The organism is Frigoriflavimonas asaccharolytica (assembly GCF_013294015.1).
Taxonomy (GTDB): domain Bacteria; phylum Bacteroidota; class Bacteroidia; order Flavobacteriales; family Weeksellaceae; genus Frigoriflavimonas; species Frigoriflavimonas asaccharolytica.
The window spans coordinates 104,603-117,017 of record NZ_JABSNO010000009.1 but is presented as its reverse complement, the minus strand read 5'-3'; the positions used below and the strand labels follow the sequence as shown (position 1 = coordinate 117,017).

At 33.8% G+C, this 12,415-nt stretch carries 6 protein-coding genes; 1 reads left to right on the top strand and 5 read right to left on the bottom strand.

What is annotated here, in order from left to right; all coding sequences use genetic code 11:
- Nucleotides 1-368: 368 nt before the first annotated feature.
- The 4 genes from HNQ03_RS07955 to ruvA all read right to left on the bottom strand — a co-directional run bounded on the left by HNQ03_RS07955 (nt 369) and on the right by ruvA (nt 9,109).
- On the bottom strand, nt 369-737 hold the full coding sequence (locus tag HNQ03_RS07955; RefSeq protein WP_173779142.1) for a VanZ family protein: 369 nt from the start codon (nt 735-737) through the stop codon (nt 369-371).
- Nucleotides 730-1,107: a glycine cleavage system protein GcvH gene (gene gcvH / locus HNQ03_RS07950; RefSeq protein ID WP_173779141.1), complete on the bottom strand. Its 378-nt coding sequence runs from the start codon at nt 1,105-1,107 to the stop codon at nt 730-732. Before gcvH ends, HNQ03_RS07955 begins: the two co-directional genes overlap by 8 nt.
- 372 nt (nt 1,108-1,479) lie before the next feature.
- Nucleotides 1,480-8,520: a T9SS outer membrane translocon Sov/SprA gene (gene sov, locus HNQ03_RS07945; protein ID WP_173779140.1), complete on the bottom strand. Its 7,041-nt coding sequence runs from the start codon at nt 8,518-8,520 to the stop codon at nt 1,480-1,482.
- 4 nt (nt 8,521-8,524) lie between these two features.
- Nucleotides 8,525-9,109 carry a Holliday junction branch migration protein RuvA gene (ruvA, locus tag HNQ03_RS07940; protein WP_173779139.1) on the bottom strand — a complete coding sequence of 195 codons (585 nt, stop codon included), beginning with the start codon at nt 9,107-9,109 and terminating at the stop codon, nt 8,525-8,527.
- Between the two features lie 219 nt (nt 9,110-9,328).
- On the opposite strand from ruvA, the gene HNQ03_RS07935 reads away from it, so the two are divergent.
- Nucleotides 9,329-9,997, top strand: coding sequence for a hypothetical protein (locus tag HNQ03_RS07935; protein WP_173779138.1), 669 nt, complete (start codon nt 9,329-9,331; stop codon nt 9,995-9,997).
- A 48-nt stretch (nt 9,998-10,045) separates the two neighbouring features.
- On the opposite strand, the gene HNQ03_RS07930 is transcribed toward HNQ03_RS07935, so the two are convergent.
- A complete protein-coding gene (locus HNQ03_RS07930; protein WP_173779137.1) occupies nt 10,046-12,331 on the bottom strand; it encodes an NADP-dependent malic enzyme in 2,286 nt (761 codons plus the stop codon).
- Nucleotides 12,332-12,415: the final 84 nt, after the last annotated feature.

The following is a 12,415-nucleotide window of genomic DNA, read 5'->3' as shown; positions in this document are numbered from 1 at the left end:
TAAATAAACCCAAAACTTCTACGCTTTCCCAATAAAACATCTCTGATTATTTGGGACTGCAAAGATACATATATTTTCTATCCTACAAAATGTTTTTGAAAAAAATATTATAAAATATATCTACCATTACGTATACTCCTACTCCCCTTTCGGGACTGCAAATATAAAACGACTTTTTGGATTAATGGTGTATAAAAATGATAGAATTTGGAATAGTTAATATCTTTTCGCTTATCTAACTATTTTCCAATTGATTGGGAATAAAGGTTAGTTATCCACATTGATTAAACCAACGGTATTTAACCTTTTTAAGTTGGTAAAACGCTCAAAAAAATCAAAGTTTGTTGTACGCCAATGATTGTATGTTGTTACGAAATTAATTTTTTGAGCAAAGTATAAAGATAATATCCTATACATATACCAAAAAAATCTGCTACAACATCTAATACTTCTAATGATCTACCCATGTGCATACTTTCTTGGAGTATTTCTGTTGCGAATGCATAAATGAGCATTAACTGTACAAAAAATTGAAATTTGCATTTTGAAAAAGCAATCATAAATAGAAAGCCTAGGAGCGTAAATATACTTAAATGTACTATTTTATCTATCCCATCAAAAATATACCAACTTTCTTCTTGCAGATGGGCTGGCTTAAGTAATAAAAAAGTAAGCACTACCCAATAGATAAGTAGTGCTAATTTTGTGAGTTTAGAATTTTGAAAAATTTTATCCAATTGTTGCTTGGTATTCTTCCGCAGAAAGTAATTCTGACATATCTGCTCCTTCTTCTATTTCCATTTTGATGATCCAACCTTTTCCGTATGGATCTGAATTTAATAATTCTGGGGAATCTTCTAAATCTTCATTAAATTCTGTAACCTTACCTGCTATTGGTAAAAAAAGATCTGAAACTGTTTTCACTGCTTCTACGCTTCCGAAAACATCTCCTGAATTTAATTCATCATCTACAGTGTCCACATCAACGAACACAATATCTCCTAGTTCGCTTTGTGCAAAATCTGTGATACCAATTGTTGCGATATTTCCTTCCATTTTCACCCATTCGTGATCTTTGGTGTACTTTAATTCTGATGGTGTATTCATTTTTATATTATTTTCCTCAAATTTAATTAAAATAGATTGAACTTTCAAATGAAATTTTTAAAAGTTGATCAATTTTAAATTTATGATTAAGAATTTTAAAGATGGAAACGTATCAAAATTTTCATACCATAAACTAAAATTAAAATCTATATATACGCTGCGCCCCGACTTGAGTGTAGCTCTTTTTATCATCTGCCTCAAGCGGATGGTAAAAAAGCGGGAACGGAAGGCGGAAATTGGCGCCATAAAAAATTGAAGAAATCTATTAAACAAAATTAAACTGTCGCACAAAAAATATAATGATTAAGATTGCTTTTTCTGCTGATTATCTGGTTCGTAATGACAGGCTACAAATTATTTGTAAGCACAATTTTAAAATCCGCCTTCGTCAAAAGTAAAGGTTGCCGATATTCCAGCACGAACGGTGGTTAATGGAAATGCTGTAGAAATTTTGTATTTCGTCATCAATTGATCATAAAATAAACGAAGATTTACATTTTTGTTTACGCTATAATCTGCAGAAAGCTTGATGGTCAATAATCTTTGTCCACCTGTAACTTGAGAATCGTCTAGTAAAATATTGGATATCATGGTTCTATTGTCACGCAATTCTACATCTCCACGGATATTTAAATCGCTGGTTGTTCTAGCTCCTCCTCTTCCTGTTGGTCCGCCAAGATTGCCTAGTCGGAAATCTTTGATAATATATCCAAAACCTAAAACGTAGCCAGTACCGCTATCTTCTGTAAGTGTATGATTGACCAAACCGAGCATAAATAAACGATCTCTATTATATTGTGCACGAAATTGCACATTATTCCTCATCGTAACGTCTACTCCAATCAGTGGTGCAAACTGTTCTACATATCCAACTTGAGAAAATGTGTATGGATTGTAGAAATCTCCATTTACATCTCGAGTTCCGGGATTGTTGAAAAAATCTATACCAGATTGTACACCAGTTGCGGTATAGGTTGAATTGTAGGAATGCTGAATGTCAAATTTTGCAAATTGCCCACTTATGATTGGTATATTTTTAAGTCCAGAATAGATTAACCTCCAGTTTGGAATTGGAATGCCGGATTTTGTGGGATTTCCGAGGGGGCTTTTGGAAGATCTTCCTTCCACAGCTGCACGGAAAGCAGGAATTAATACATATGAATTTGATAATCCGTAACCATCTACAAAACCATCTGCACCTACAGCTCCGGGTATTTGTTGAGAAATTTCCTTAGCATTTGCAATCAAATTCGCGTAAATATCTTCTCCACTTTTGAAAGCGGTTTTCGCCATGATTGCGGTGTTGGAATAGGTTACAAATTCTGTAGCGAACGTAAAATCGTGATTTGCTGTGTTTAAATTTTGTTGAGAATTAAAACCAGATTGGCTGAAATTTCTATTATAAGTGGATAAAACATTAAAATCTATTCTTAAATCGTTTGCTGGAATTACTTGCAAATTTGCAGTGAGAGTTCTATTGCGCAATTGAAGGTAAGGATCCGTCATGAATTCTGAGGTACTCAACCAACCATTTTCTAAGGCTGTTCTTCTAATATCTGCTTGTGAACCGAATAGAAAACCGTACGTTGGGCCACCCAAAGTTTGACCGTATCCTACATAATTAGGTGCAGAAAGTAAACCTGGCAGTACAGTTCCATTATTTTCGGAATAATTAAAATCTAATTGTTTGATTGCTGTAAATGCATAAGCAACCGCCTGCAATGGTTTTAGTTTATTTTTGAACTTGTAGGGTTTGTATGCGTACGATCCCTTCTCCCAAGATTTTGTGTAGGCGTTATTTAAAGAATCTACTTCTCGTTTTCTACCAAGCATTACACTATCAATTTTTTGAAAATATTTGAATTTTTTGAACAATTTTGGAAAATCTACTTTTCCAGTTGCAATTTTATCATTTGTATTTTGCCCAATTGAACCCAAACTTCCATCTGGACTATTGAGTAAAGCAGTAGATCTTGCATTCCAGTTGTAAGCGAAACCATAGCTTAATTCTGCACTAATAAAATCTATCGCAGGTATCAATTGGAATGGCACTCTGTAATTTGCTTGTACCTTGTGATTGTATAAAACTGGTCTCCCTGCTCGGAATGCATTTTGGAATATAGATCTATTGTCCAGAAGATTTACATCTTGATCATCATTTAAAGTTCTGGTGGCAGAATTAATTTCTACTTTGAAGGATTTTGTGAAATTAAAACCTAATGCATATTGCCAACCGAAATAGAAGTTTCTGTTTTTAAGTACATCAAAATCATTTCCAAAATTCCCGTTGATGATGGATTCTATATTTCTAAACTCTAGTTCGTTGTAATTTCTATCTATATCTGTGCGGAAGGAAAATCTTGTAGGAACTGGATTAAAATTAAAATCTTTTATGAATTTATATTTTTTTGCAGATTTTGCGGTATCGCTTATTAATTTATTGAAAGGTTTTATCACAAATGGTTTGAAGCTATAGTTGTATTCCAAATATCCATTTAAATACTGACGATAGTTTCTTTTTGTATAGATATCTCTATAGAAATCGTCATTATAAATCATGGTTAATGATAGATTTTCTACATCATAAGGTCTTGGTTTTCTTGTGGTGTTGGTAATTTCTTTACGCATATTCACAACTCCAATGCTTCTTTGCTGTGTGTAAGTTCTAGCAACTTCTTTCAATTGTTCTTGGTTTGCAGCTTCGGCAAAGGTAACATCTGTATCCAAGGGATTGTATTTTGGATCTTCGATAGTTTGTGAATAAGAATACGTTAAAGGAATTTTCATTCCAGATTTTTCTGGCAAAAATTTATCTACATTAATAGTAGTATTTACACTGTAAGCAGATTGTGACGCTTGACTTCTTTCGGCTGGTCTGGAATCTATGTTTCCAAAACCTACAGATGAGTAAGAAGCATTGGCATTCACGACGGCAAAATCTCCAAGATTAAAATTCAAACTGGCATTTCCTGCATATCCACCTTCATTTTCTATATCTGAAAGTCGTATTTCGTTTACCCAAAGAACTACATCTTTAGAACGTTCTCCAATAGAACTCCCATTTTTTCTTACACCAATCATGATGGTTGAAACATTGCCCAGACTTGGTCTACCTTTTACGTATATTTTTTTATCCGTATCTCCATAATCTGCATCCGTATATCTATTTAAAATAACGCTAGAATTTTTATCTCTTCTAATTTTAAGATCAATGAAATTTTGCAGTTCCAGGTTTACCTCATTTTCTGCGGGCCAAATATCTAAAGGCGAAGTTGCAGAGAAATCTGTATATTGTAAAGAAGATTCGTATTCGTAATAATTGTCTGTTGCATCACTACCAAATCTTATAAAAAATTTAGTGGAAGGATCTAAATAAGAATTTTTATTAATTAAATCTTCTGCGTGTACGAACATTTGAAGCTTTTTGTATCTTCTCATATCCAAAGAAATATTCTTGAAAACACCTCTTGCTTCTGCATTCACATTTCCTAATCCTGTAGCTTTTAAATAAAGAGATGCTTCATTTTGTCTTTGAGCTCCTGCGCTACCAGAAAGCACTTGTCTATCAATTCCCGGAGGCAAAACATAAGGTGGTTGGTTCAGTCCGTTTTCTTCTAAATTTACAGAACCTACTTCAAAATTAGAATTGTCTATCAATTGTGTTCCTTCTTCTGGACCTGCAACTGGGAATATGTTTTTCGTGTATCTTCTGTAGTCTGATCTTACCAAATCAAAAGTACCGAATCTTACTGTAGAAGCTGTTTCAAAACCTGTAAGCAACATTCTAGCAAAACGTACATTATTTAATACAGAAGGATCTGCATCACCACCAATTGTAGATGGATCATAAGCTTCTACTGGAATTCTGAAAAGATACCATTTTACATCCGACTCTTGTCCGTTTTCGAAGGTAGCTTTTACTGTTTTTTCATTAACGATATTATTTTGACCTACTACCAAGCTGCTTTTTTCTAAATTGATGGTGTACTGGTTGTAATTTTCGCTTTGATCTAAATTATAATCTCGGTTGATATCTTCTGCATCTGGTGTTTGAGAAGCTACTTCTAAAGTATTACTCTTAGAATTCCCTTCTAAATTTCGAAAGTATTTGTAACGAGAAGGCACATAAGAAGCTAAATTTCCTTGAAAAAGATCTGATAAATAAAATACAAAATCATCTGCTGATGGATCTGGTGTATTTAAAACTGGATTTACAAAAGTACTTGGGAATTTTGCTGCTTCTTGTGCATTTGTAAGTCCATCATATCCTGCATCTTGTTCTGCTCTTTCTGCACCATCACTAGAAAATGCATATAAAATTGGTGGCTGATTTGGTTGTGTTCCAAGATTGGAGCTGGTTGTAGTAGAAGGAGTAGTAGCTGTAGGCAATCCGTTTTCGTATTGCAAAAGTCCATCTTTTAGTACATCTTCAGAAACGTTTCCTAGTTGTAGTAGAACTTTTGGGTTTGTACCTATTGTGTTTCCATCTGCGTAAGGATCCATCATCCAAAATTCTACATATTCTATATTAGAATTTACAAAATTGGAAACCGAAATAGGTCTCATTAGTCCAGACCATCTTTGTTGTGGCGTTTCAGTATTATTATTATAATTGTAAGGACCTCTTTCTGCAGGGAAAAAACTTAGGTCAAATGTATTGGTGAAAATTTGCTCACCTGCCACAAAATCTCTTGTCGCGAATAGTTCATCCAATCTCACACGTCTAGAAGCGTGATTAGAAACTGCTTGAGCGTCTATTCCATCTGGTGCTTTCCCACCAACGCCATAAAATCTTGGATCAATGTTGTACCATGTTAGCAAACCTCTTCCATTTCCATTTGCCAACGAGTTGTTTTGTCCAGCACCTGCAAATATGGGGTTGTTTTGATTTTTTTCTGGTTTGGAAGCAAGATTCCAAGCGGAAGGTTCTTTTAAAGAAATTTTGGAACTTGTTTGTTCGAAATCATCAATATAGGATTCGCTATTTGTAGCATTATTTAAACCTGGAAAGAGATAGGCTGCCTCCATTTTGAAATTTAAATTGGAAGGTGCTTCAGTATTTATTAATGGTATTTTATCCGTTATTCTCGTTAAAAATGGCAATTTATTATTATACAAGATATTAAAGCCAGCCATTGTATTATTCACCGCTTCTTGCCCAAAATTCACTTTTTGAGTTAAAGGTGTTTCGGAGTAATTTACTACAGATGCAGCAATGAGGAAATTATCGCTTACTTTTCTTTCTAAATTTAAGCCTACAAAACGTTTTCTTTGAGTATTAAATGTTAAATTATTTTCTAAAGAAATATTGATGGCTTGTCCAGATTGTTTTACTTGTTCATTGATAATAGTTACAGATCCTAAAAGATAATTCACCGTATAATCTATCCCTTCTTGAAGTTGAACACCATTTGCCGTAACTTGTACAGAACCTTCTGGTACATTGATAGCTCCTAAGGAAATTCCATCTCCTTGTGCTCCTTTGTATCTACCTTCCATTGTATATCGCAGGGCAAGGTTGCTTTGCGAGGCTACTTGTTTTTGCTGATCATACAGATCATTAAAAACATATTGCGGATTGTTGCTTCCCAAAACGCTTTGCATAAAACTACCAAACGGCTCTACTTTGGTGAAAATTACTTTACCTTCATCTCCTTTTACTGTGATACCTTCTACAAAATCAAAAAGACCATCTCCTGTAGTTGTTCCATTATTTTGAACGTCATTATTAATATTTAATCGATCCCAATTGAATAATTTCAAAAGATTGGTATCTTCTACAATCGTGTTTGGCAGATAATTAACTTTACCTCCGGTTTGAGGATCTCTATAATAAACATTTAAAATAAAACCATCTGGATTTACCTGATAAGCATCTAATGGATAGATATTCTTCATCATTAAATCCCACATTGGCGAGGTGGTTTTTACATTTGTATTTGGTTTTAATACTTTGGTAATAATTACCGGACTTTCCTCTGCAAATTCTCCTACTTTGTAGACTTTATTGCTTCCATTTACGGTGTAAGAAAAAGATGTTGCTAAAAGTTGATTGTCATTCAATCTAGAATTTAAAGAAATATAGCCTAATTGTGGATTGTAGCTGTATTCATTAGAATTTAATTTTCTAGCCTTTCTATTAAATATAAATTGCTCCCCATCTTGGTAAGATTCTGGAACGCCATTTGCGTTTGGGAAAGATTGTCCATTGATGGTATTATAGGCAGTATTTGCATCACGAAGTGGGGCTCCCAAAGCAGAAACAGATTGAAATAGATTATTTTGAGAATTGTCTGGCAAACCAGAAACACCATCTCCTAAATCTCTTACTCCTACAATACTTTTTTGAAAAGCTAAACTTCCGTTTCCTTGATCTAGCACCCAAACTTCCATTTTGGTAATGCTAATTTTTGAATTTATTTGAGGATAATTTAATAAAGATTGATCATAATTATCTCGAAAATAATGCCCGATGAAATAATGTTGATTATCTTCATAATCAATCGCATTTACTTTAAAAGTGCTCAAAACACCTCCTCCTTGCACTACAATATTTCTGGCTTCACCTTGTTGCTGAGAAAATACGGCAGTTCCATTTGTTTTCCCTAGTTGAAATTCTGTTTTCAGACCAAACAAAGATTCTGATCCTCGTATCAAACTGGTAGAAAGTGGCATATTGATATTTCCAAATTCTACTCTCTTTATAATTTTATCTTCACCCGTAATTTTCGGGTTATTGACGCCATTTTGTTGTAAATCTTGCCAAGTTCCTTTGTTTTGGTAGATAAGATTTGTTCTATTTTCGAAGGCAAAACCACTTTGAGTATCGTAATTTGCTTTTAGCGTAAGGTTTTCTCCTACTTTCCCTGTCAATCCCAGTTGTATTCTTTGCTCTATATCAAAAGCAAAGCTGGTTCTATTTTGGGGTAAAATTAATGGATTATCAATTTTTTGATACAAGCCACCAAGATCAAACGAGGCAAAACCATTTGGGATAATTTCTATCGTATTTCCGCCAAATATAGTTTCAAAAATTCTATTTCTTACGTTTAATGTTTGGATAAGTCCTCTTCTTTGAGCTTCCGTATTATCTTTACGAAAAAGGGAACTGTATGCTGCAGATTTATCTTTGTAATACGCTTTTGCTGCTTGAGCCAACATGAATTTTTGATATTCTTCTGGCGTCATCACTATTGCATTTCCGACAATTAATTCACCAATTTTTGGATAGACGTAGTAGACGCCAATTTTTATGTCGTAAAATCCTTCATAATATGTTGGATCTGGTAGTTTGTATTCTTGTCGAACGCTATTTTTACTATCGTCATCTTCTTGTGCAAAAGCAAAAAAGCCAGTGCAAAGCAGAAAAGCGAGTCTTGAAAACTGATATATTAAATATTTTAATCTATACAAAGTGCTACATGTTTTTTAAGATTTGTTTTACCAAATCTTCTATAGAAATTTCTGGATTTAGCTTCAAAATTTTGTCGGCAATTTTCTCGCTCATTCTTTTGGAAATACCCAAAACCTCTAAAGCTGATAACGATTCTTCTTTTACTTTATTATTTACAAAGGAAGAATTATTTTCATCTGAGGTAGAAAATTTCGCCAATTTATCTCGTAAATCTACAATTATTCTTTCTGCTGTTTTTGTACCAACACCTTTCACTTTTTGCAACAAACCGCTGTTTCCAGATTGTATGGCTGTCGCAATTTCCTGTAAACTAATGGAGGATAGCAATATTAAAGCGGAAACCGCTCCTACTCCATTTACGCTGATTAAAAGATTGAACATCTCTTTTTCAGATTGCGTATGAAAACCAAAGAGCAAATTGGCATCTTCTCGTATTATCTGCTGTATATAAAGGAAGGTTGGCTGATTTAAAACTAATTTTTCAGAAGTTTGCAGGCTGATTCCCACATAATATCCAACACCTTGCACATCTAATACGGTATATGTTGGTGAAAGTTCGTGCACTTTTCCTTGTAAAAAATAAATCATAAAACAAGTTTGCGCAAATGTAAAGAAATTAAATAAAAAAACAATGTTCCAATATATCAGCTATTTTTCGGAATTAATTTTAAAATTCAACCAAAATAATTTTTTCCATTTTATAAAAAATTTATGAAATTATGAATTTAGGTACCATTTTTGCAAAAGAACAATTAATTAACAGATAATTAATCTTTTTTATTACTTTTGCATTATTAAAATAATTACATGAAAAATTTATTCATACCAATACTTTTAGGAGTTGCTGTATCATCTTTCGGACAAAATATACGATCTATAGATGATATGCAAAATGGTGGTTACATTTCTTATACCGCTGTGAGCAATTCTGGAACCATCAAATATTCCGACATTGACGGCACACCTTATTTAAATAAAAATTTAAGAATCACTACTATCGCCAATGATTACGAAAAAGTGACTGCTAGATATGATTCTTACCAAGATGTTGTAGAATTTAAACAAAACGATGAGTTGCGAGTTTTGCCAAAAGAAGCTCAATTTAGCCGTATAGAATTTACATCTCCCTCAGAAACTCTAGTGCTAGAAAATTTCCCAGACAATCCTTTGGGCTACTATTTTTTGCTTGTTGAAGGAAACGCATCCTTATATAAAGAAGTGCGAACCGTTTTTAATGAAGCCGAAAAAGCAAAATCTCCTTATGCGGATGATAAACTTGCAAATTTCAAATTAATGGATCCTTCTTATTACATTAAAGTTGGTTCTAAGATTTTCAAAAAACCAAAGAATCAAAAAGAGATTATAGAAGCTTTGCCAGGAAAAAAATCTGAAATTAATAGCTTTGTCAAAAAAAATAATATTAAATTTAATGACGAAAAAGATTTAGTTCGATTCGTGAAATTTTTAAATCAATAAAAAAAAGACTGCAAATTGCAGTCTTTTTTTTTCGTTTGATTTAAACTTCTATGCTTCTTCTCTTCTTTGCGCATCCAAAACTGCTATAGTTGCCAGATTTACAATCTCATCTACGCTTGCGCGCATTTGCAAAACGTGAACAGGTTGCTTCAATCCCATTAATATTGGACCTACTACTTGTGCTACTTTCATTCCACGGATGAATTTATACGATAGATTTGCACTTTCCAAATTGGGGAATATAAATGTATTGGCTGGTTGATCTCCTAATTTCGAAAATGGATAATCGCTCAAGTGGTCTGCACTCATCGCAAAATCTGGTTGTATTTCTCCATCTACAATCATTTTTGGAAATTTCTCATGCAACATCTTAACAGCTTTTGCTACTTTTTTAGATGTTTCAGATTTGCCAGAAAAATTGGTGTATGAAAGCATCGCAATTCTTGGGTTTATGGCAAAAGATTTTACCGTGAAATCTGCCATCTTTGCAATGTTTACCAAATCTTCTGCAGTTGGATTGATATTGATAGAAGTATCTGCAAAAAACATCGGCTTTTTTTCTGTTAAAATCATCATCATAGATGCAATTTTATCAACCCCTTTATCTTTTTCTATTATTTCTAAAATTGGTTTCAACACCGATGCATAGCTTTTAGAAAATCCAACGATAAGAGCATCTGTATCTCCTTTTTTGAGCATCATCGGGCCAAAATAATCTCTTTGGCGCATAAATCTACGCGCTTTATATTCGTTCATGCCTTTTCTTTGGCGGGCTTTCCAAAAATCTTCGCGGTAGATTTTTCTTCTTTCGGCTTGATCTTCATCAGAAGGATCTACAATTTCCACTTGCATATCCATACCATACAATTCCATTTGCTCTTGGATGAATTTTTTCTCGCCCAATAATATTGGCTCAGCAATACCTTCTTCGTAGAGAATTTGCGCAGCTTTTAATACATTATATTCTTCTGCATTTCCGAAAGCAACACGTTTTGGGTTAGATCTTGCTCTGTTTTGCATCATTCGGATGAGTTTTTCGTCTCGTCCCATTCTATCCAGCAATTGATTTTCGTATTCTGCGAAATTTTCAATTGGTTTTTGAGCAATTCCACTTTCCATTGCTGCTTTTGCAACAGCTATAGAAACCTTTGTAATCAAACGATTATCAAAAGGTTTTGGAATAAAATATAAAGTACCGAATTGTAAGTTTTTCACGCCGTAAGCTAAAATCACAGCTTCTGGAACGGGTTCTTTTGCTAAATCTGCTATTGCATGAACAGCAGCAAGCTTCATTTCTTCATTAATTCCAGTTGCCTGTACATCCAAAGCACCACGGAAAATATAAGGAAAGCCTAGTACATTATTTACTTGGTTGGGATAATCGCTCCTTCCCGTTGCCATAATTACATCTTCTCTGGTAGAAATTGCCAAATCGTAGTCTATTTCTGGATCTGGATTTGCCAAACCAAAAACGATAGGGTTTTTCGCCATGGACAATAGCATTTCTGGAGACATTACATTTCCTTTGCTTAAACCGATAAAAACATCTGCATTGCGCAAAGCATCTTCCAGCGTTTCAAGATCTGTATCTGCGACGAAATCTAATTTCTCGGATGTTAGGTTTGTCCTATTTTTATTGATGATACCTTTGCTATCACACATCAAAATATTAGATTTTTTTAAACCTAAAGCGATGTACAAATTCGTACAAGCAATGGCAGCTGCTCCTGCTCCATTAATCACGATTTTTACTTCGTCTATTTTCTTTTCAGAAATTTCTAATGCATTAATCAGAGCTGCGGCAGAAATAATAGCAGTTCCATGTTGATCATCGTGCATCAAAGGAATTTTCAGAGCTTCTTTTAGTTTTTGTTCTATATAAAATGCTTCTGGAGCTTTAATATCTTCCAAATTAATACCACCAAAAGTTGGTGCTATTCCTTTTACGATTTCTATAAATTTATCAGGATCTTTTTCATCTATTTCTATATCAAAAACATTGATGTCTGCAAAAATTTTAAAAAGTAAACCCTTTCCCTCCATTACGGGTTTAGATGCTTCTGCGCCAATATCTCCCAAACCAAGCACCGCAGTTCCGTTGGAAATAACGGCTACAAGATTTCCCTTTCCTGTATAATCATAAGCTTTCTTCGGATCTTTTTCTATTTCTAAACACGGAATTGCGACTCCAGGAGAGTATGCTAAAGATAAATCTCTCTGTGTAGAGTGTGGTTTAGAAGGTACCACTTCTATTTTTCCTTTTGGAGATGCACTGTGATAATCTAGTGCGGCTTGATTAAATTGTTTTTCGTCTCGTTGCGTTTTCCTCGCCATATTTCTTTATTTTTTATGATTTTTTTGCTCGCAGATTTGTCTGAACAAGCAGATTTTTAAATTTTGAATTTTTATTCTTGATTT